This is a genomic window from Clostridioides sp. ZZV14-6150 (assembly GCF_020657875.1).
Taxonomy (GTDB): Bacteria; Bacillota; Clostridia; order Peptostreptococcales; family Peptostreptococcaceae; genus Clostridioides.
Genome location: NZ_JAGWDA010000014.1, coordinates 81,628 through 102,883, shown reverse-complemented (window position 1 = coordinate 102,883; position 21,256 = coordinate 81,628). Strand labels below are relative to the sequence as shown.

At 28.7% G+C, this 21,256-nt stretch carries 22 protein-coding genes; 8 read left to right on the top strand and 14 right to left on the bottom strand.

From position 1 onward, the window contains the following. The first annotated feature begins 15 nt into the window (after positions 1-15). On the top strand, positions 16-486 hold the full coding sequence (locus KGF41_RS21175) for a hypothetical protein (RefSeq protein ID WP_413841164.1): 471 nt from the start codon (positions 16-18) through the stop codon (positions 484-486). Between the two features lie 319 nt (positions 487-805). Here KGF41_RS21175 and KGF41_RS15695 read toward each other — a convergent pair whose 3' ends face one another. The 3 genes from KGF41_RS15695 to KGF41_RS15685 form a co-directional block, all read right to left on the bottom strand. Beyond that, a complete protein-coding gene (locus KGF41_RS15695; RefSeq protein WP_227856972.1) occupies positions 806-2,923 on the bottom strand; it encodes a UvrD-helicase domain-containing protein in 2,118 nt (705 codons plus the stop codon). Between the two features lie 110 nt (positions 2,924-3,033). Continuing rightward, a complete protein-coding gene (locus KGF41_RS15690; protein WP_227856971.1) occupies positions 3,034-3,888 on the bottom strand; it encodes a helix-turn-helix domain-containing protein in 855 nt (284 codons plus the stop codon). A gap of 337 nt (positions 3,889-4,225) precedes the next feature. Beyond that, complete coding sequence (locus KGF41_RS15685; protein WP_227829353.1) at positions 4,226-4,678, bottom strand: hypothetical protein; 453 nt, start codon at positions 4,676-4,678, stop codon at positions 4,226-4,228. 184 nt (positions 4,679-4,862) lie between these two features. Between KGF41_RS15685 and tnpA the strand changes: the two genes are divergently transcribed. From tnpA to KGF41_RS21170, 3 genes are all read left to right on the top strand, one after another. Next, positions 4,863-5,264: an IS200/IS605 family transposase gene (tnpA, locus tag KGF41_RS15680; RefSeq protein WP_227829352.1), complete on the top strand. Its 402-nt coding sequence runs from the start codon at positions 4,863-4,865 to the stop codon at positions 5,262-5,264. Positions 5,265-5,281: 17 nt separating this feature from the next. Further along, a complete protein-coding gene (locus tag KGF41_RS15675; protein WP_227842913.1) occupies positions 5,282-6,721 on the top strand; it encodes a transposase in 1,440 nt (479 codons plus the stop codon). 116 nt (positions 6,722-6,837) lie between these two features. Further along, positions 6,838-7,875, top strand: a complete 1,038-nt coding sequence (locus KGF41_RS21170; protein ID WP_413841172.1) for an MATE family efflux transporter — start codon at positions 6,838-6,840, stop codon at positions 7,873-7,875. Between the two features lie 29 nt (positions 7,876-7,904). Here the strand turns inward: KGF41_RS21170 and KGF41_RS15665 are convergent, their stop codons facing one another. The 5 genes from KGF41_RS15665 to KGF41_RS15645 form a co-directional block, all read right to left on the bottom strand. Continuing rightward, on the bottom strand, positions 7,905-8,612 hold the full coding sequence (locus tag KGF41_RS15665) for an acyltransferase family protein (protein WP_413841160.1): 708 nt from the start codon (positions 8,610-8,612) through the stop codon (positions 7,905-7,907). Positions 8,613-8,916: 304 nt separating this feature from the next. Then, complete coding sequence (locus KGF41_RS15660; RefSeq protein WP_227856970.1) at positions 8,917-9,396, bottom strand: GyrI-like domain-containing protein; 480 nt, start codon at positions 9,394-9,396, stop codon at positions 8,917-8,919. A 419-nt stretch (positions 9,397-9,815) separates the two neighbouring features. Continuing rightward, complete coding sequence (locus tag KGF41_RS15655; RefSeq protein ID WP_227856969.1) at positions 9,816-10,664, bottom strand: PRD domain-containing protein; 849 nt, start codon at positions 10,662-10,664, stop codon at positions 9,816-9,818. A 24-nt stretch (positions 10,665-10,688) separates the two neighbouring features. After that, complete coding sequence (locus tag KGF41_RS15650; RefSeq protein ID WP_227829348.1) at positions 10,689-12,095, bottom strand: glycoside hydrolase family 1 protein; 1,407 nt, start codon at positions 12,093-12,095, stop codon at positions 10,689-10,691. A gap of 85 nt (positions 12,096-12,180) precedes the next feature. Beyond that, positions 12,181-14,052 (bottom strand): beta-glucoside-specific PTS transporter subunit IIABC, encoded by a 1,872-nt coding sequence (locus KGF41_RS15645; RefSeq protein WP_227842908.1) that lies wholly within the window; start codon positions 14,050-14,052, stop codon positions 12,181-12,183. 341 nt (positions 14,053-14,393) lie between these two features. On the opposite strand from KGF41_RS15645, the gene KGF41_RS15640 reads away from it, so the two are divergent. Both KGF41_RS15640 and KGF41_RS15635 read left to right on the top strand, forming a co-directional pair. Beyond that, positions 14,394-15,581, top strand: coding sequence for an MFS transporter (locus KGF41_RS15640; protein WP_227856968.1), 1,188 nt, complete (start codon positions 14,394-14,396; stop codon positions 15,579-15,581). A gap of 25 nt (positions 15,582-15,606) precedes the next feature. Further along, positions 15,607-16,299, top strand: a complete 693-nt coding sequence (locus tag KGF41_RS15635; protein ID WP_227856967.1) for an FCD domain-containing protein — start codon at positions 15,607-15,609, stop codon at positions 16,297-16,299. A gap of 416 nt (positions 16,300-16,715) precedes the next feature. Here KGF41_RS15635 and KGF41_RS15630 read toward each other — a convergent pair whose 3' ends face one another. From KGF41_RS15630 to KGF41_RS15615, 4 genes are all read right to left on the bottom strand, one after another. Further along, positions 16,716-17,180 (bottom strand): VOC family protein, encoded by a 465-nt coding sequence (locus tag KGF41_RS15630; RefSeq protein WP_227829344.1) that lies wholly within the window; start codon positions 17,178-17,180, stop codon positions 16,716-16,718. A gap of 163 nt (positions 17,181-17,343) precedes the next feature. Beyond that, positions 17,344-17,607, bottom strand: a complete 264-nt coding sequence (locus KGF41_RS15625) for a hypothetical protein (protein ID WP_227829343.1) — start codon at positions 17,605-17,607, stop codon at positions 17,344-17,346. Between the two features lie 18 nt (positions 17,608-17,625). Then, a complete protein-coding gene (locus KGF41_RS15620) occupies positions 17,626-18,078 on the bottom strand; it encodes an SHOCT-like domain-containing protein (RefSeq protein WP_227829374.1) in 453 nt (150 codons plus the stop codon). 70 nt (positions 18,079-18,148) lie between these two features. After that, entirely contained in the window at positions 18,149-18,562 is a 414-nt protein-coding gene (locus tag KGF41_RS15615) for a DUF2089 domain-containing protein (protein WP_413841157.1), read from the bottom strand. A 423-nt stretch (positions 18,563-18,985) separates the two neighbouring features. Here KGF41_RS15615 and KGF41_RS15610 point away from each other — a divergent pair, with 423 nt between their 5' ends. Together KGF41_RS15610 and KGF41_RS15605 are read left to right on the top strand one after the other, a co-directional pair. Then, a complete protein-coding gene (locus KGF41_RS15610; protein ID WP_227856966.1) occupies positions 18,986-19,336 on the top strand; it encodes a DUF3796 domain-containing protein in 351 nt (116 codons plus the stop codon). Position 19,337: 1 nt separating this feature from the next. After that, on the top strand, positions 19,338-19,538 hold the full coding sequence (locus KGF41_RS15605; RefSeq protein WP_227856965.1) for a helix-turn-helix transcriptional regulator: 201 nt from the start codon (positions 19,338-19,340) through the stop codon (positions 19,536-19,538). 254 nt (positions 19,539-19,792) lie between these two features. On the opposite strand, the gene KGF41_RS15600 is transcribed toward KGF41_RS15605, so the two are convergent. Continuing rightward, complete coding sequence (locus tag KGF41_RS15600) at positions 19,793-20,656, bottom strand: alpha/beta fold hydrolase (RefSeq protein WP_227856964.1); 864 nt, start codon at positions 20,654-20,656, stop codon at positions 19,793-19,795. Between the two features lie 2 nt (positions 20,657-20,658). Continuing rightward, positions 20,659-21,198 carry a TetR/AcrR family transcriptional regulator gene (locus KGF41_RS15595; RefSeq protein ID WP_227856963.1) on the bottom strand — a complete coding sequence of 180 codons (540 nt, stop codon included), beginning with the start codon at positions 21,196-21,198 and terminating at the stop codon, positions 20,659-20,661. Positions 21,199-21,256 lie beyond the last annotated feature (58 nt).

Here is a 21,256-nt window from a genome sequence, read left to right as displayed (position 1 = left end):
ACTACAAATCGCTCTATGCCAGCTACATTTCTTGGTTTTTTTGATGAAATAAGAAAACTTTTTGCTAAGGAAAATACTGTTGGCGAAAGTTTATTCAGCTTTAATTCTAAAGGGGCTTGTCCTATTTGTAATGGAAAAGGAGTACTTGTTACAGAACTGGTATTTATGGACCCTGTTGTTAACACATGTGAAGCTTGTAAAGGTACTCGATATAATGAAGAAGTCCTGTCTAAATTGTACAAGGGTAAAAATATAGTTGAAGTTCTTTCTATGACAGTGGATGAATCTCTTGAATTCTTTACAGAAAAGAAACTTTGCAAAATACTACAAACTATGAAAGATGTAGGATTATCTTATATGACTTTAGGGCAGCCACTTAGTACACTGTCTGGTGGAGAATGTCAAAGAATTAAACTAGCAAAAAATCTTAATAAAAAAGGTAATACTATAACATCAGACTTTCTTAGAAAATCAATAAAAAAATAAGAATAATGGTGTAAATAAAACTACAGAATAAATGCTTTTTCATTTTAAAAAAAATATATTAAAGTATGAAATAAGAATATGCATAATTATATATTTTATTTATGGCTTGTACAGTTCTAATTACCTCAAATAGTACTGCTGATATTTTGTTAATTCTATAGAAGATACTTTAATCTATAGAATTAACAAAATGATTAACAAAATAATTGGTAAAATAAAAAAATTTCAACAAATACAATTATATACACAAACGTTAAACTTGTATAATTGAATAATTTATAGAGTAATCTTAGGTAAGCTTATATAAACTATATATATCTCAATTAAGTTCTATCAACTGCGTTAAATTTCCAGTGTATGTAAGCTTAAGTCTATGCATAGCCCGTGTACAAGCAATATATAATAAACTACGGTCGTAATCATTGTAATATGTTTTATTATTTACTGAAGGAATAACAACTTCATCAAACTCCAACCCTTTTGACATTTTAATAGAAGTAATTGATACGCCTTTTACAAAACTAGAACTTTCAGGAGATATTAAATTAACATCATATTCTTGCTTAATAACATCATAGATTGCTTTAGCCTCACTGTTGGTTTTTAGTATAATACCAAGGGTAGCATTGTTGCTTTCCTCAAACTGCTCAATCTCCATTTTTATCTTATCTATCTCATCTTGTTCATTGATGCATTTAATTAAAACTGGCTCCTCACCATGTCTTTCAATAACTTCCAGTGAAATTATATTTTGAATTTTCTTGGCAAAATTAATAATCTCAAAAGTAGAACGATAACTCTTATTTAACATTACTAGCTCTCCACCATCATAAATCTGCACCATATCATCTAACGTATGTAGATGATTAGGGTTGATTAGTTGTCCAAAATCTCCAAGGATAGTCTTTTTACATTTGAAAAGCAAGTTTATTACAGCATATTGAATAGGAGTATAATCTTGCATTTCATCAATAACAATGTGTCTTATCACTTTGTCTTCTTGTAATCCTTCATAGGCAGCATGAAGATATATAAATGGATACACATCTGCCCACTCCAGAGTCTTCTTTGATGGCATTACAAACATATCTTGAATATTCATCTGTTTGAAGAAGTCCTTATACAGTACCAGAGTATTTTTTATTGTTAGCATTCCATTTAGACTTTTCAGTATATTTTTTACTTTTGGTAAGTCTTCTTCCATAATATTATCTGATTCAAATCTATAATGAATATCTTCTGCTACCATCTCCAGTCTTTGCTTAACTGGATATTTGTTATATGCATCAAATCTTCTTCGTATCCAGTCACTTGTAGCTGTAAAACTTCCAAAAGTATAATCTTTAGGAATAAAGACCATATTTGGCATTTGCTTTATGTATTTGTCCATAAGCTTTAAAAAATCAAGTGTAGACTTGAAACGTACTCTTTCATCCCATTGTACATCATTTATTTCCAGAGAATCTTTTTCTCCTTCAAAATCAATAATTCGTTCTAATTGAACTTCGGCTATATCTTCAAAACTTAATTCACATAGGGGTTCTTCTCCTAGCTCAGGAAGTACATTAGAAATATAGTCACCAAAGACTTTATTAGGTGATAGAATAATTACATTATTTGCTGATATCTTATCTTTAAATCGATAAAGAAGAAAAGCAATTCGATGTAATGCTATAGATGTTTTTCCAGAACCAGCTACTCCTTGAATAATGAGAGTGTCAGCCTTGTCATTTCTAATAATTTGATTTTGCTCTTTTTGTATTGTTGAAATGATGGATTTCATCTTTTCATCTGAAGTATTACTAAGTTCCTGTTGAAGAATATCATCTTGTATATTCATAGAACTTTCAAGTACATATTCCAGTGTTCCATTTTTAATTTTAAACTGTCGTTTACGTGTTATTTCTCCATCTATCCATCCTAGTGGTGCATTATACCCTGCTGGCCCTATCTCACAATCATAAAACATACTGGCCATTGGAGAACGCCAATCGAGTATTAGAAGTTCATTTTCATAATCAAATGCAAATCGACCAATATAATACTTTGAATCTTCATCTTCATCTTTTAGTTTAAAATCTATCCTAGCAAAATATGGCGAATCTTTCATTTTAGCAATCTTATCTCGAACTTTTACCATAAAAGCCCCATAACTATCTATTTGCTTTAGTGCCAGTTCATTCTGAAACATTTCATGTGGGTCTATCTCTCCACGATTCTTTACCATATATAATTTAGCATCCATGTAATCTTTATCAAGTTTATCAACTGAATTTTCTGCTTTCTCCAAAGCATTATCCAACTTGTTATTTATATCTATAAGATATGAAATCTCATCTGGAAAAGATGTTTTTAACTCTATCTTTTGTTCAGATATATTATGTTTAGAAACAGATGTGATAGAATTACAACTTTCTAATTGCTGATTTTTAGACATTTGAACCCTCCTTGTCAACTGAGTATTATCTTAAATCATTATACTGAATTGAACTTTAAATTTTTTAATCATTCTTGCTCTTTGGTTCAAATTTAGTTAGCTCATTAGTACTATTCATTGTCTTTATCATTTTCAGAAGACAGAACAAATTTTTGAGTAGGATACCCAAATTCAGTCAGTAATTCAGCTTCTGCAAAACCTAACTTCTTTATCATATTCCGATGTCCTGTATCAGCTTTATCTCCTTCTCTAAAAGTTGTGATTGAGATAGATGTATCTATCAAAAAATTCTCAATAACCTTTTTCAGAAACACCTGTGCAATATCTGAATTACGATATTGAGGGTGTATTCCAAAAAAGTCAATACTTCCAGTTTCTTTATTAAATATCATATTTGCAATAGTAATGTTATTAAATTTTAATATCAAGGCTCTTTCTTCCAAAATATATTGTTTTAATTGAGAGATATACTCTTCCTCCTGTAAATTTGGAAAGCCATCTATAACCAATCTGACTAAATTCATCCATAATGGTATATCAGATATCTTAGCAAGTGTAATATCTTTTTCTAATTCCAATATATTTTTTGAAAATAAATTATCTTTTTTCAAAACAAATCTTAGCTGCAAAGGATAAAATTCTTGTTCTTTTCGATATTTATTTGGAGATTTTTTATACATATCTTTAAATACAGAAGTAAATGCTTGTTGACTTTCATAGCCAGCTATCAATGCAATTTCAATAATCGATTTTTTAGAAAATACTAATAGTTTTGCTGCCTCTGTGAGTTTTCTTCGTTTTATATAATCATGCATTGTCAAACCAACAGAAGTTGTGAAAGTTCTATGTAGATGATATTTTGAATAATGAACAGCATTAGCAACTATATCTAAATCCAGCTTTTCTGATAAATGTTCCTCTATATAATCAATAGCAGTTATAACATTATTTACTTTATAAAACATTGCAGCTCTCCTCCTTTTATCCATGAGACATTATATCAGTTACTTCTTAGTCATATTTAATAAATCTTGCTCTTTTTTATAATGTAAAAATTATTGTTTATACGTCTATCTCATCCTATAACCTATTTTCAAATTTTCTTACATATTCCTAACTTAATAATATCCACTTCTTCATATAATATAATCATAAAAAAGTAAAGTAGAGTATTTCATTTGAGATTCTTAATATTCTCTTGAAATACTCTTCTTTATATAGATACTTCTTTATTTTTAAATATACACTTAATTTATTTAGCTTAAAATAAAATTTCAACTTTTAAATTTACTATCTTTTCTTCTATTCTTTAATTAAAGACTCCAATCCTTTAATTTGCAATAGATTTTCGTTTAATAAAGCTAAAAATTTGTCTATTGTTTCCTGTTTATTAGATTCTTTAACTAAGTAGTAAATAAATCTATCTGGTGGTGCATCCTTTATATAATGTACTTCAATATTAGATATTTCCTTAAGATGATATGCTACTGACACTGGCACAATTGCCCATACATTTTCTTGTCTCATAAAATATTCTAAAAGAGACATCTGGTCTAAAAATACTTTAGGTTGAAGAGTTGAGCGAAACCAAAAATTATGCCACAAATCATATTCAGGATTCCATGGAAGTCTTATTTCATCCGCAACATCTAAAACAGATGGGTGCAATTCCCCATTGTATTTTGAGCCATAACTTGTTACCAGTAACATGGCTTCTTTAAATATTGGTATTGTTTCTATGTTATTAAAAAACATATCATCTGAAATAAGGGCTATATCAACTTCACCCTTGGAAACATAATCGTATGCTTCATAAGAATGATAGTTGTAAAAGTTTACAACTTAGTGCGGAAAGCCCACTCCTTTAGGCGTGGGATGGATAGCATAAATAATGTATAAAAAGCATTAACACATACACATAAAATGTTAATATAAGTATATGGAGAATAAATATAGAAAAACTCAAACAACTGTTAGTTTAATTAATTATCATTTTGTATTCTGTCCTAGATACAGAAGAAAAATATTTAATATAGAAGGCTTAGAGGATAGATTTAAAACATTGGTTAAAAATAAGTGTAAAGAGATTGATATTGAAATTATTGCAATCGAATGTGATAAAGACCATACACACATGTTTTTAAATAGCCTTCCAACTTTAAGTCCTTCTGATATAATGCAAAATATAAAAGGTTATACAAGTAAAATATTAAGAGAAGAATTTATTGAATTATCAAAAATGCCTAGTTTATGGACTAGAAGCTATTTTGTATCTACAGAAGAAAATGTATGTAGTGAAACTATTAAAAAATATGTAGAAAATCAGAAAACAAGATATTAGAAAGTGAGGTGAACACTATGTCAAATTATATATTAACATTGCAATTAAAAACAGAAAAGTTTCAAGAAGATATTATATGTAATATTTTTGATAAGTATAGAAAAGTATATAATTCATGTTTATCAGAGCTATTTAAAAGATATAACCACATGATAGAATCTAAGGAGTATCAAGCAAATTGCAAATATAAGGGCAAAGATAGAAATAGAATATTTAGTGATATTAATAAAAAATATAATTTAACAGAGTATTCACTTCATAATTTTGTTAAACCTATTTGTAAATATTATAAACTACATTCTGCCATATCTCAGAAGATAGCTACAAGATGTTTTAATGCTTTTAGTAAGTACATATATCATCAAGCTAAACGGGTTAATTATATTAGATATAATGAATTAACGTCAATAGAAGGGAAACAAAATTCAACTGGTATTAGCTACAAAGATGGTATTATTAAATTTAATAAAATGACTATTCCAGTAATAATAAAGAACAATGACAACTATGCTCAAAGGGCAATTCAAGATAAAATAAAATATTGTAGAATACTTAAAAAAGAAATTAAAGGTAGGACTAAATGGTATGTACAATTAGCTTTACAAGGAGTTCCACCTAAAAAAACAACCAATCAAGGAAAAATAAAAGGGCAAATTGGTTTAAGTAATGTAGGTATAGATATTGGAACTCAAACTATAGCTATATCTAGTAAATGCGATGTTAAGTTATTGGAGTTAGCCCCTAATGTTAATAATATATATAGGCAATTAAAATTAATTCAACGAAAAATGGATAGAAGTAAACGTGCAACTAATCCTAATAAATTCAATGATAATGGTACTATAAAACAAGGAAATAGAGATAAGTGGATATTTAGTAATCACTATATTAAATTAAAAACACTAAGAAAAGAGTTATATAGAAAGCAGGCTGAAATAAGAAAGCAAGACCATTATGTGTTAATTAACAAATTACTAAATTTAGGTGATAAGTTTTATGTTGAAACGATGAGTTATAAAAGACTTCAAACTAGAGCAAAGGATACTACTATTAATGAAAAGACTGGTAGAATCAATAAGAAGAAACGTTTTGGAAAATCATTAGCAAATAAAGCACCATCAATGTTTTTGAATATGTTAGATAACAAGTTAAAATGGAGTGGAGAAAAATTATATAAGATAGATACTGCTAAATGTAGGGCTAGTCAATATAATCACTTTTCAGATGAGTACAATAAGAAGGAATTAAAAGATAGATGGAATAATGGTATGGATATTCAAAGAGATTGCTATTCTGCATTTTTAATAATGAATGTTAATGAAGATTTAAAATCAATCAACAGAGAATTGTGTATTAACACATATGATAACTTTAAAATACTACATGACAAAGAAATAAATAGATTAAAAAAGATAAAATCAAATGGTTATAAATTAATATCTAGTATGGGGATATAAAAACTATACAGGTTGAGAAATGAACCTAATGTTAACGTTAATGGTATCAACAGATACTTTGTTAATAAAAGTTTTAGGGAATATGATTAGTGATAATATGTTGTAGGTCATGATTCATTATAACTGAGAGTATTGTAGAAATTCATATAGTACCTAAGAACCCTACACCTTTAGGTGTAGGAGTTTCAGTAAATCTAATTCATACACCACAAGAAGTTTCAAGTATTGCGATATCATACCTAAATATTATTTTTTGTGGATTTATCACAACATATTTTTATAATTTATTATCAGTAGCCTTGAGAGCTGTTGGAAATACTAAAGCTGCTCTAATTATCTTAATGTTTTCAATGATAATAAATACTATCTTAGATATAATTTTTGTTGCAGTATGTGATTTTGGAATTCAAGGAGCAGCTTTTGCAACTGTACTTTCACAGACTCTTGTATCCATTCTTTGCTTTACTTATATAAGAAAAAACATTTCATTTCTTTTGTTTGGAAGGGAAGATATGAAGTTTGAATGGAAATTACTAAAATTAACTATATCCTATAGTCTAATTTCAGCTCTTCATCAATCCAGTTTATATATTGGAAAATTACTAGTACAGGGAGCTGTAAATCTAATGGGGACAGACATGATTACAGCATATACTGCTACTACAAGAATTGAAGGCTTTGCTAATTCTTTTGGTGATAGTGGTGCTGAGGCTATTTCTATATTTGTCGCACAAAATACTGGAAATGAAAATAGAAAAAGAGCAAAACAAGGATTTTATACAGGATTGATTATCCTAGTGTGTCTAGGAATTGGATTATCTTTGATAATGTATTTCTTTGCAAAGACTACTATTGAATTTATGATGAATAATGCTAATAATAAAATTATGATAAATGGCATAGAGTACATGAAAACTATCGCTATTTTGTATGTTTTGTGTTTTATAGGGAGTTCATTTGTTGGATGGTATAGAGGAAGTGGAAAAGTAAATATTCCTGTGATTGGAACTATCTTACATATATCAATTCGCGTTATTCTTTCTTATTTGTTTATTCAACAATTTGGTTTAAAGACGATTGCATTTGCTACTGGCATAGGGTGGGTTTCTGTTGTAACATTTCAGTATATTATTTTTTATAGGTCAAAAAAATAGAAAGGTGGACTCTATCAAAAGTTCACCTTTTATGTAAATAACTTTTTATTTTTTTTAAGACATATTAATGGATGTAGAATATAAATGATTAATGATGATGTTCGCAATAACCTAGCTCGAGGACCTTTCAAAAATGTTAAAGCTGTAAATAAGAAATACATACATGGCAATAACATAATATACATACTGTCATGACGTTGTACCCCTAGTTTATGTAAAAGAATTCCTTCACAAAACATAAGTAAGAATGATATAAGAAATCCAATCAAGCTATTTTTAGGTGACATGTAATTATATTTATTAGCTACTATCCCTCCAAGTATGAAAAATACAGGGGCAAAAAACACACCATTTCGTGTATAATCTGATACTTCAAAAACATACTCATATAAATTCTTTAATAATGGTAATTTTTCTGAAAAGCCATAATAACTATCACCAAATATAGCAATTACGTAAAGAATAATAGTAATTACAAATGAGTACTTTAAACCTAATTTTTTTACAAGAAAATATGCAATACTTGCTCCAATAATTGATGCAGGAAGATACCATAAATGATATAAAGTCCCATCAAATACTATGTCCTTAATAATATTAGGCAATAAATTATTCATTGAAAAATATCCATTATAAATATTTAAAGGAATATAAATTACAATAGCTATCTCATAGATAAATAATGCATTTTTTAGAAAAGATTTCAATTTATCATAATTATAGTTTGGTAAAATCAAATGTTAGATAATCACAAATAGCTTGGTAACTAATTTTTATAGAAAATAATACTATATTTAATTATCCATCATCTATAATAATCCCCCTAACAAGTCCTTGTTATCGCATAACAGGTAGTAACTTTCAATAAAAACGTCTATCAGTCACTCATTAAATAACAATTTAACCTGTAATATCATAAACAATCCATATAAAAAACAAGTTAACGACCATTCATAGTAAAATGGTCGTTAACTTGTTTTTTATTACAGTTAAACCTATGCATCCACAGACATTCCTAAAATTTTCATGCTGTTTTATTATTTATATAACAGGTAACATCATTTTAGTGAGATACTCACTTTCAGGACGATTTAAATCATTCAAGTACTGATAATAGATATCTCCATGAAGTTCATATCCCCTATCCTTCGCCCACAAAAATAATTCTTCAAGTATAGGGTCTTGCAGTTCATATGGTCCTAAATCAATTGCAGTTATTATTTTCTGTGTTGGAACAATCTTTTGCAAAATTTCATTTTCTGTATCCATATGATTAAATACAGAATGATTAGTTACAGGAAAACCTACTTCAACATCTAATTTTTCCAAGTCCATGTTATGAAAACATACAATTGGTGCTCCTGCAGACAATATTCCCTTTTCTTCTAGATAGTTGGAAATTTTTCGAAAACTTTGCTGTGAAAACTCTGAAAATTCTACCATAAAGTCAATAGTTTTTCGTATTGCTAAAATGCAATACTCAGGCTGTTCAGCCATCGTTATATTAGATATTCTAGCCATTTCATATCCTCCATTATTTTATTTTTATTTCTTAGCCTCTGTTTTGTAGTTTTTGTTCTTAGTTGCATTTTTTATATTAATAGTATAACAAAACCAATATTATGATGCTTGTCACACAGTGCTCTTATTTTAAGTAGATATATACAAAATAATGGATAATTCAAATAAAAAATAGTTCTACTTGTTAAATAGCTAGTATTTATCATTTAAAGTCATAAAGAAAAGTAAAATTGACTTTGTAGTTCTTCTAATATATTAATAACATTAAGATTAAACATATTTGTTAAATTGCTTCTTTTATAGGTACCTTCTGCATAAAATTAAGAGATAGTTTGACAACTATCTCTTAAAATAATTCCATTATTTAAATTTAATTAATTCTTATTTTTATTATCAAGTTACTAATATACTAAAACATTCTAACAGTTTTCATCTAATTCACCTAGAATCTTATGAATATGAATCATTAAATATAATTCCTCCTGCCTAGGCAATTCTCTAGAATATTCCTTGTATATATAAGCTCCTATTTTTTTTACACATTCATATTCTTCTTTACAATTTTTGCGTACTTGATTATATATAAAATCTATCTTTTCTTTTGATGGTTCATTAGACAGAAATCTTTGAGAAAAGGCCTTTAGATGCATTACAAATCTCATATAATAAAAGGATTCTTTACTATATACAATAGAAAAGTGATAATGAATTATTTGTAAAATGGCATTTACAATTTTAGCACTTCTCTTATTTCTATCACTATAAGGATTGTCTTGTTGTGCATTTATAAAATGGCCTGCTATATTACCAATTTCCTCTTCTGGTAGTTCTAAACCAAGAACCTCCTTAAAAACAGTAATCGCATATTTTCCTATATCATATTCTTTTGGATTAAATTCTTTAATTTCAAACAAATAGTAATTCTCAATCATTATACCTTCTTTAAATCGTCTCACTGCAAAGGCGATGTGGTCAGTTAAAGCCAAGTATATATGGTTCATAAGTTTTAAGTTATACTTTTCTATTCCATATGAGATTATCATTTGAGCTATACCAAAGTATTCTGCATCTATTTCTGATGCAAGTTGTATAATACTCTTTTTTATATTTTCATCATGAAGAACGAAAGTTTTTTCTATATCTTCTTTATTTAACTCAGACCCAATCTTATAATTATGACCAATTCCTTTTCCCATCAATATTATTTCTTCGTCATTATCATCCTTTGCAAGTAGCAACGAATTATTTAATACCTTTGTAATGTACATACTAAAAACCTCAATATATTATATTTATTTTGTTATTCCATTACTCTCTATGACTTCTTTATACCAATAAAAACTATCTTTCTTTATTCTTTTTAAATCTAAAGTTTCGTGGTCTGTTCTGTTTATATAAACAAGCCCATAACGTTTATTGAAACCTTGTGAAGAACTTAAAAGGTCTGTAAATGACCATAGACAATATCCCATCATCTCTACACCATCTTCAATAGCTAATTTGCATGCATTTATGTGACTGTTTAAATAATCTATACGATAGTCATCATGAATTTTACCATCTTCAAGGACATCTTTAGCTCCAAGCCCATTCTCCGTTATTATAACAGGTAAGTGATACCTTTGCCAATATTCATTTAATGCAACTCTAAGACCTGATGAATCTATTGATGCACCATACTCTGAAGCCTTTAGATTAGGATTTAGCGACATTTTAAATAATCCATACATACTAAAGTCAACTGTTCCTTCTCTTAACCCAAATGGATGTTGTGAATCCTCAGGTAAAGCCTCTGCACAGTTTGTTCTATAATAATTTACAGCTATAAAATCCATTTTAGCTTTTTTAAGTACTTCTTTATCTTCATCTTCCATATGAGGAACTATATTTCTTTTCTCAAGATAATTCATATAATACCCAGGATATTCTCCATAATAATGCATATCAAGCATGTAGTACACTTTAAAGTTATCATTCATTCTTGCAGCATATACATCTTCTGGTTTAGATGTAAGAGGATATGTTACAGATGATGATACTGCTGCTCCAATCTTGCTTCCTTCTATCATTTCATGGCATGCATTAACAGCCAATGCATGGGCTAAACAAAGATTATAATCCATTTGAGCACGCATTTTATCTATCTTCCATGGGTCTGTTTCATTGTATATATTAATTCTCTCTTCTACTCTAACTATTAAATTCTGTTCATTATGAGGTTGCCAATATTTCACTCTATCTCCAAAGTGCTCAAAGCATACTTTGGCAAATCTTTCAAAAGCATAAACAGTCTCTCTACTTTCCCAACCATTATACTTCTCCACTAGTGTAAATGGCAGGTCAAAGTGATATAAAGTTACGAATGGTTCAATGTCACACTCTATTAATTTATCTATTACTTTATTATAAAAATCTAGCCCTTTTTGGTTTATTTCTCCTTCACCATCTGGAATTATTCTTGCCCATGAAATTGAGAAACGATAAGTTTTCATTCCTAATTCTTTCATCAATTCAATATCTTCTTCATAATTATGATAAAAATCTGATGCTACTTTAGTGTCTGCTTGCAAGTGAGACTTTTTAAAAGAATTGTAATCAGCCACTGTTTTTCCTTTATTGTCTTTATCCCAAGCTCCTTCCACTTGAAATGCTGAAGATGATGCTCCCCATAAAAAATTTTTTGGAAATCCTGTATTCATAAATGTCACTCCCTTTATATTAATTTTTTAATCGTTTTATTTATTAATTTATTACGCTGAGTTAATCTTTATAGTTCTAATCAACTTAATTATTAACTAATGAAATTATTTTATCATTTGTAGATACATGACTAGATTTACAAGAAATCACTTGCGCAAAATCAAACGTATTATTTACTATAACTGGTGTAGTTACATCATATCCAGCTTTTTTTATTTCATCTATATCAAAGGTTATCAGTTTAGCACCTTTTTTAACTAAATCGCCCTGATTAACATGTTTTACAAAGTGTTTTCCATTTAACTCTACTGTATTAATTCCAACATGTATTAACATTTCTGCTCCATTATCTAGCTTTAATCCTATTGCATGTAATGTTGGAAATAAAGAAGCTACTTCACAATCAGTAGGAGCTATTATTACTCCTTTTGTAGGTAATACAGCTATACCTTCTCCCATAGCTTTTGATGCAAATACATCATCTTTCACTTCTGATAATTCTATACAATCTCCTTCCACAGGTGAAGTTATATCAATAACGCCATCTTTTGTTTCTACTTTTATAGTAGAGCTATTTCCTTTAGAAGATTCTTCTAAGTCCTCAAACCCAACCAAATAAGTTAAAATTGCTGAACCAAAAAATGCTATAGCACAGCCTCCTAGATAACTTAAAAAACCTAACGCTCCTGCTTCAGCATATACAGGTATAGTTAAAACACCTTGGTTTGCAAATGCGTTACCATAAGAGCCACCCATTCCCATTATGCCACCTCCGATTGCACCACATATTACAGCACATACCATTGGTTTTTTTAACCTAAGATTAGCACCATATATTGCAGGCTCAGTTATACCAAATAGTGCCGTTATAGTTGCAGACATAGAGATTGTCTTTAATCCTTGATTTTTAGTTTTAAAGAATACCCCTAGAGTAGCTCCTGCTTGCGAGAAGTTTGCAGCTCCTGCAAAAGCCAATAAATTCTGTCTTCCTGTTTGAGCAACATCACTTATACCTATTGGTAGTAGTGCTCTATGTGCACCAAATATAACCAATACACACCATAATCCACCTATGAATGCTCCACACAATGCAGGACTTAGTTCATAAATATACTTGTAAACAAAGTTTATAACATTTCCTACGTATATCCCAATTGGTCCAAATAAGAATAATGTTGCAGGTAACATTATAACTAATGATAAAGTTGGAACCATTATTATTTTAATTACTTCAGGTATATACTTTTCCAGTATTTTCTCAACATATGAAAGAGCCCATATAGCAATAATTATTGGAATAACAGATGATGTATATGTGGCCTTTGTTACTGCCAAGCCTAAAAATCTAACTGTTTCTTCTCCTGCCATCAAAGCTGTAAAAGTTGGATAACAAAGTGTTGCCCCTAATACCATAGATATTATTTTATTTGCATTAAACACTTTAGCCGCAGTATACCCTAGTATGATAGGCATAAAATAGAATATAGAATCAGCCATAGCATTTAGAATAATATAACTTTGAGTCTCTTTTATATCTACACCATTTTTATTCATATAATACATAGCAAGAACTGATAAAATACCTTTAATCATACCAACCCCTGCTATAGCAGGTATTGTAGGTGTAAATATTCCAGCTACAGCAGATAATATAGAGTTCATGATACCTTGTTTTTCTTCATTTCCACTTTTCTTATCTATTTCACTTGATTGAGGTACCATTTTTACAACCTCATCATACACCTTTTTTACTTTATTACCAATTACAACTTGTATCTGACCCATACTCTCTACAACAGTTATTACTCCTTCAGTTCTGGATAACTCATCCTTATTAACCTTAGAAGTACTTTTAACTTTGAATCTAAGTCTTGTCATACAGTGAGTAACTTCATTTATATTCTCTTTTCCACCTACATTTTGTAGAATTTCTTGAGCTACTTTTTTATACTCCATATATAAATCCTCCATCTTCAATTATAGGCTCTTTGTTTTTATGGCCAATTAAACAAAAAAATCGAACCAAATAAATAGATTATACCCATAGTACTATATAGGTAACCTATAAAAATTGATTCGATCTTGCCTGCATCACCAGTAACACGTCTACTGTAATATTCAAATTTGTTAACTTTATAGTAACATAAGCTTTTTCTTAATTCAACTATAAAATATAATTTTTCAACAAATAATTCTTATTGTTATATTGAAATTTATTTTTTAAATTTTAAAATACTTGATTTAATAAACAAAATGGTATATTATTTCCATTATAAATATACCACTTGGAGGATAATATGAAAAAAATATTTAATCAAAAATTACTTTTACTTTCTATTGTTGTATTTTTCTGGTTTTCACAATACGTATACATACCTTTTCAAAATCCATATTTAAGTATATGTAACGTATCTACAAACATGATTGGTATAATAATAGGCTCATATGGAATCTCACAATGCTTACTAAGACTTCCTGTTGGAGTTTTTGCAGATTCCGTAAATAAGCATAAACTATTTATACTATCAGGAATTTTATTCGCTGGTTTAGCATCTCTGATAAGAGTTATTTCTCCTAGAGGAGAAGGATTTCTTATAGCTAATATCTTATCTGGAATAGCATCATCGACTTGGATTTCTTACATGGTTCACTACACTGATTTTTTTTCCATAGAACATCAACAAAAAGCTACAAGTACGATAATATTGGTAAACAACCTAGGAATGTTAATTGGATTTGTCATGAGTACCTTATTTTATGAAAAATTAGGAATGGTAAATTTGTGTATTATGAGCGTAATATCTTCAATCATTGGTACTCTTCTAGCCTTAAATGTAAAAAATCATCACTCAAGAAAAACAACCGAAAAAATACCATTTAAGAATTATTTATCTATATGCAAAGATAAAAGACTTGTATTTTTTTCTTTTATGGCATTGATTCAACAAGGCATCCAAATGTCTACAACAATGTCATTTACTACTCAAATTCTTAAAGAACTAGGCTCTAGCTCCACCATTATAGGCTTATCTTCTATATTTTATATGGTATGTGCTGTTGTATCTTCTGGATTTGCTTCTACTAAATTTTGTACAAAACATGGACCAAAATTTTGGATTCCCTCAGTGTTTTTTTTGATTTCAGTTTATTGCTTTCTAGTTCCAACAGTAAAAAGTATTAATATAATATTTATGCTACAATCGTTACCAGGAATATCTACGGGCATACTTCTTTCTTACCTTACTAGCGAATCTATGAAAAATGTACCAAAGTATCAAAAATCTACTGCAATGGGGTTTTTTCAAGCAGTTTATGCTATAGGAATGTCTATATTTCCAATGCTAGTGGGTAAAATATCAGATTATATTTCAATACAATATGGTTATTTTATTTTAGCTTTTATTGCTGTAATTGCTTCCATATTGTCTTATACATACTATAAAAAATTAAATTTAACTCTTAACTATGATATAATACAATCATAAAAAAATTATATGTTTAGGAGTTTTTATGATAAATTTAAATGCCACTGAACAAATTATTGATTATATTAAAGAAAATATTCTAAATGGAACTTTTAAAGTTAATAGTAAATTGCCAAGCGAGAGAAAGATTGCTGAATTATTTAATATAAGTAGAATTCCTGTAAGGAATGCTATAGACAAACTTTGTAAAGAAGGAATACTTAGGTCTATTCCCTATTCAAGTCCCATAGTTGAAGGATTTAAAAAAGTTGACCTTTTTTCTGATAACGAAGTTTATAAAAATCATAATATACAAGAATTTTATGTTGAATCTTTAAGAGCAAGACAACTTATAGAAAGTGAAGCCACTAAGTTAGCCATCTTAAATGCTACCTCTGAAGAACTTCAAAGAATAAGATATGCTTACTTGAAATCTGTAGAAGAACTAGACAAAGTTTCTCAAGGCTTAATAGAAGAATGTTATGATGCTGACCTGCAATTTCACAAAGAAATAATTTTAGCTTCTCACAATCCAATTTTTATAAAGTATTATGAACTAATACCTAAAACTGTGTCTTCTAACCAATACTTTGGTTTTAAATATAGAAACTCACTTCAAGATATGATTAGTCATCATCATGAGATAATGATGGCTTTTGATAGTAAAGATGCTAATTTAGGTTATACATCAATGTATAACCATTTAGAGGGAGTTATTCAGTTATTTCAGCGTGATTAAACTTCTATTTATAGGTCTGATAGTTAAACTCGTGAAAATTATAGGTCTGATAGTTCATACTTATGAGAACTAAATATTTTAATATGTACCACAAAGAGCTTGTTTTAACATACTACTAAACATAGTGTCCAAATAAGCTCTGTTTTACTATTCACAGATTATTTTATTAAGTATTATAATTAATATTAGATTATATATAATCGTTACTTAAAAATAAAATTGACTATAATATAAACAATTATAAAGCATTCTTTTGTAGATTTCTTTTTTCCTAGTTTAGTGTATTTTTAATGATTATCATATCATTTCTTTAATTATGCATATAAAAAACAGCAAATCATGAGAATTTACTGTTTTATATTTTGATATTCAGACTTACTTAATTTGATATTCAGATTTACTTAATCAGCCATAATTTAGCCTTGTAAAATTTGATTAACATCATCAATAGTTATATCCATTCTTGTAGCTATTTCAGTAAGATTCATACCTTGTTCTTGGAATCTATTAACTACTGATTTCATGGACTCACCTATTTCAATTAAATGGTTATCCAAGTCATAAATTCGAACTACCTTTTGCCCCCATGGTGCTTCTTCTACACCATGAAGTAAAGTAACATCATTTCTTTTATTTAGTTTTAATATAAACTCTTCAAAATGTTCTGCTTCAAAAAATATTTCACAGTTATTCTCTTTGCTCTTCATATCTTCTTTTGAAATTCCTGTCAACCAATCAAAGTCTTCTTGTAATGCTAACCCACCCTCAAATACAATGTTTTTTCCATAGTCAACAATAACTTTTAAATCAAATAATTCTTCATAGAATTTACGGGCAATTTTAATATCTTTTACTGCAAATAAACAACCTGCATATTTCATAAGTTACCTCCATTAAAATTAGTACATAGATTATAACATTGTACCAGAAAAAAATATTGTAAAAAACGGACATGCTTTTTGTATTTTTTAAGTCAACAAATGTGAGTGCTCTAAATAAATGTAAGTTCTCTAAATAATAGTAATATACAAAATAAACACTACTTTATAAGCGAATGGATACAAAAGTGCCATCCTGAGTTTCCACATGAACAATCTCAAGTCCCTTGTACTGTTTAAGAACAGACTGACACTCTCGAACGAGTTCCTGTAGAAATTTTTTGGTAATGACTTCCTGATATGGCTCTGGAAGTGATTTTTTAATCTCTGCAATAACCGATTCTGGCAACAAAAGAACTGCAGTATTTGCTAAGAACAGTGGTATGGGTAACCACAAATTTGTTTCTTTTGAGCGGACAATAATGCGCATAAATCTATTCTCCTAGTATTATTTTATAAAAACTTTAACTGTAGTACCATCAGCCGAATCAACCTCTACGATATTTCCAAGTGTTTCATTATCCAGACATTCAAGAATAGAGGTAGTAAGAGCATCTAGGTCTATACCTTGCAAATCTTCATTCTTAATTGGCAACTTACCTGTCATTTTCAATATTTGACGTATAATCTTTACAGGAAGTTGCACATTTACTTTATCACCCTCTGGAGTATCCACAATAATCTTCAACATCTTATTTTCATATGAAGTACTGCTTTGTTTGGTAAAAGCTTGACTATCAAAGTCTTCTGAATAATTCGTAAACTCCTCTTGAGGTGTAGTTTCTTCTAATGCATCAATCAAATCAATTGCCTCTTTGGCAGAGAGCTTTCCCTCCTCTACCATTGTTAAAATTCTCATTTTTTCATCCATATTATTTTCCTCATTTCTGCTCTTCTGCATCCATTCCAACAGAAATAGCCTCGTATTTTGGTGACTACTTCTGGCTATTATCAGGGATAGAGATAGAGCTTCATTTATTTTCTTTCATTTGCTCTAATGCCTCTGCTGGAGAGATTTCTCCTTTTTCCAGTGCATCTAAAATCTCTTTTTTATGTGAATCAGAAGATGATGTTACATTAGGTTTACCATCTAGCTTTTGGATAATATCATCTAACCTAGAACGAACAGTTGGATAAGAAATCTTTAATTCTTTTTCCACTTCTTTTATATTGCCACGACATTTTAAAAATGTTTCTGCAAAGAATAAATCATCTACAGATAGATAGTCAAATGCACTGAGGCAGAAATCATTTTCAATCACTGTATCACAGTTTTCACATTGTAGCTTGACAACTTTAAGTTTTCTTCCACAGACAGGACAGCGGCTGATAACTTGATACATCATATCACCTTCTTTCCATCTAATATCTATAATATAAATCAAAAAATTAATAAAGTCAATATATATATTAAAATAATTAATATTAATATTAAAATAATTAATGTATAGATAAAATATTAATCAATTTATACTTATAATATTGATTATATAAATACTAGACTTTATATTTTTATTTAAAATTCCTTTTTGTTTACAAAATAATATAGGCAAAATATATAAGAACATTAAGATATATTAAGATTAGTAGTATATATTGAACATTAAAAGGATGTAACTGTATCTAGTTATTACCTTCTACATCTAGTTACTATCTTCTATTCTATCTATCAATTAAACAAAGTCTTTAAATTCGTCATTTAAACACATTTCCAATGGTTTTTACCATTGACAAAAAATGGTATTAGAGATATATTTGTATCATAAAGTGATAAATATATCTCTTAAAAAATATTAAGGAGGAAAAAAATGATTAAGAAAAAATTTTTCATGGGATTTTGTGGTTTTCTTGGATTCTTAAGTTTTAGATATTTTTCATCTGGCAATTTTTCTGACCTTATGTATATTGGTTTTTTTGCTTTTTTCGCCAACTTTATTATAGCGAAAATAAATGGTGATCAGGCAGATGAAAGATATATAGAAGATGAAAAATCGGCCATGGCATTTACAGGACAATTTGCTATTATAGAGTTATTTATTTTATGGTGTATTACTATTATATCTAGAAATGTTGAATTAATGTGTGTTTTGTTATCCATTGCATATGCAGTTACATTAAATGTTTATGCGATAAAACTTTATATGTTAGAGGAAAAATAATATGGCGAAATTTATTTGTAATCTTAAAAAATATAGACAATTAAAAGAATTAACTCAAGAACAATTAGCAGAAAAAGTTGGGGTTAGAAGAGAAACTATTATGCGTTTAGAAACAGGAAAATATAATCCTTCTCTAAAATTGGCAATAGATATATCAAGAATAGTGGATGCACCAATTGAGGAACTATTCATTTTCGATTAATTTTTGTATTATTGATAATATGTTTTAAATATACATTTAAAGAGGTAACTTATTGAACAGAGAACTATAAATACTTGGATTTTATCACTAAAATTACTTACTTATCTACTATGATATCTGGATAAAAATACGGTGGTATTGAAACGGCTATTCTTAAACCACCGTATTACCTGTATTTCTATTTGGAACATACCATTAACTACCTATCAATCAACATTTTTTATCTGTTAGATAACTTACTTTATAACATTGAACTAATCTACATGACTTATAAAATCAGTAATACACTGAATATATTTATCCATTTTTAACAGCAAAGCAAGATGCCCACCTCGAATATCAGTAATCACTGGTGGATTTGGCATAATATTAATGAGTGTTTGTTTAACACTGTCATTAAAAATATCATCATCGTCTGAAAGTATCAACAAAACTTTTCCTTTAAAACGAGTAAAATTGTTAGCTTTCATATTACAATACTTTAGCAAATCTTTTAACAATAAAGTCATGTGGATTTCATAGTCTTTTGTGAGGGTTTTCACCATTTCGTCGCATAACTCTTCCATCAATACCTGCTCTTTAGGTGATAGCTGTTGACCAGTTTTTTTCATCACAGATTTTTTAATATTTTTCTTCATAAAATTAAATGGCATCATCTTAATTAAGATTAAAGACTTGTCTATTCTCTTCATCATGTCATAAAAGCATTTTGACCCTTCGTCATCTAAATCAACAGATAATATACCAGTGTTTGACAATATCAAACCTTCAACAACTTTTGGATATTGTTGTGCGAGCATTTGAGCAATAAAACCACCTAACGATTGACCCACTAAAAATGCCTTTATATTAAGCTTCCCTAATAATTTAGCTATGGCGTCAACCAATTCTTGATTTGTTGAGTAAGCTATAGGGTAGTCAAACGATAATACGGAATATGACTTGGTAAATTCATCAAAATGGAATAGCATCAAATCGGATAGCCCAATCCCACCAGTTAATAGAACAATGGTTTTGTCTGCATTTTCATTTTTGTAATATCTGTAAGGGAAAAGACTTCCATTAATCATCATTTCTTCTTTTGGATATTTACTTTTGATTTGGTTATATGTATTCATGATTAATTCCCCTCCTCAAAAATATAACTAGCCAATGACTTTGCTAAAAATCTAATTGTATCTTCACGGCTTCCTACATACAATGACTCTTTATCTGCTGAATAAGACCCCATAATATTCATAATATTTACTACCACTTCGTTATTTATTTCTGTATTTATACTTTCAATATGTGAAAATAATTCTGTAGCGAAATTTGTACTATCAATATTAGTTATTGATAGCTGTTCAGGCATTTTTCTGAATATGATGTTCAATTCATCAGTTGTAAAATAGTGATATATATTCTTACTAATCGCATATCGTCTGAACAAAAAATCCTCAAAACTTTCTTTGTTCAAATTGGCTTTATCAGATATAAGCTCAAAAAACTCTTGTCTATTCTTATCTCGCATTAAAAGCATTATTTCAAAAAAAAAACTTTCTTTTGATTGGAAGAAATTGTAGAAAGTACCTTTAGCAATTCCTGCTTGGCGTGCAATAGCTTCTATAGAAGCTGCTTTATACCCACCATTTTCTAATGCTTCCAAACCTAATTTCATAAGGTTTTCTTTTATAATAGTCTTATTATTTTCATCAAATATTTTAGGCGTTTGTTAC

Coding starts and splice junctions, on each gene's coding strand:
- KGF41_RS15620 (WP_227829374.1), bottom strand. CDS start 18,078: ATGCAGAAGAGCAGAAATGAGGAAAATAATATGGATGAAAAAATGAGA.
- KGF41_RS21175 (WP_413841164.1), top strand. CDS start 16: ATGCCAGCTACATTTCTTGGTTTTTTTGATGAAATAAGAAAACTTTTT.
- KGF41_RS15630 (WP_227829344.1), bottom strand. CDS start 17,180: ATGAAATATGCAGGTTGTTTATTTGCAGTAAAAGATATTAAAATTGCC.
- KGF41_RS15635 (WP_227856967.1), top strand. CDS start 15,607: ATGATAAATTTAAATGCCACTGAACAAATTATTGATTATATTAAAGAA.
- KGF41_RS15595 (WP_227856963.1), bottom strand. CDS start 21,198: ATGAAATTAGGTTTGGAAGCATTAGAAAATGGTGGGTATAAAGCAGCT.
- KGF41_RS15640 (WP_227856968.1), top strand. CDS start 14,394: ATGAAAAAAATATTTAATCAAAAATTACTTTTACTTTCTATTGTTGTA.
- KGF41_RS15650 (WP_227829348.1), bottom strand. CDS start 12,095: ATGAATACAGGATTTCCAAAAAATTTTTTATGGGGAGCATCATCTTCA.
- KGF41_RS15660 (WP_227856970.1), bottom strand. CDS start 9,396: ATGGCTAGAATATCTAATATAACGATGGCTGAACAGCCTGAGTATTGC.
- KGF41_RS15600 (WP_227856964.1), bottom strand. CDS start 20,656: ATGAATACATATAACCAAATCAAAAGTAAATATCCAAAAGAAGAAATG.
- tnpA (WP_227829352.1), top strand. CDS start 4,863: ATGGAGAATAAATATAGAAAAACTCAAACAACTGTTAGTTTAATTAAT.
- KGF41_RS15695 (WP_227856972.1), bottom strand. CDS start 2,923: ATGTCTAAAAATCAGCAATTAGAAAGTTGTAATTCTATCACATCTGTT.
- KGF41_RS15655 (WP_227856969.1), bottom strand. CDS start 10,664: ATGTACATTACAAAGGTATTAAATAATTCGTTGCTACTTGCAAAGGAT.
- KGF41_RS15675 (WP_227842913.1), top strand. CDS start 5,282: ATGTCAAATTATATATTAACATTGCAATTAAAAACAGAAAAGTTTCAA.
- KGF41_RS15645 (WP_227842908.1), bottom strand. CDS start 14,052: ATGGAGTATAAAAAAGTAGCTCAAGAAATTCTACAAAATGTAGGTGGA.
- KGF41_RS15690 (WP_227856971.1), bottom strand. CDS start 3,888: ATGTTTTATAAAGTAAATAATGTTATAACTGCTATTGATTATATAGAG.
- KGF41_RS15605 (WP_227856965.1), top strand. CDS start 19,338: ATGGCGAAATTTATTTGTAATCTTAAAAAATATAGACAATTAAAAGAA.
- KGF41_RS15625 (WP_227829343.1), bottom strand. CDS start 17,607: ATGCGCATTATTGTCCGCTCAAAAGAAACAAATTTGTGGTTACCCATA.
- KGF41_RS15610 (WP_227856966.1), top strand. CDS start 18,986: ATGATTAAGAAAAAATTTTTCATGGGATTTTGTGGTTTTCTTGGATTC.
- KGF41_RS15685 (WP_227829353.1), bottom strand. CDS start 4,678: ATGTTTTTTAATAACATAGAAACAATACCAATATTTAAAGAAGCCATG.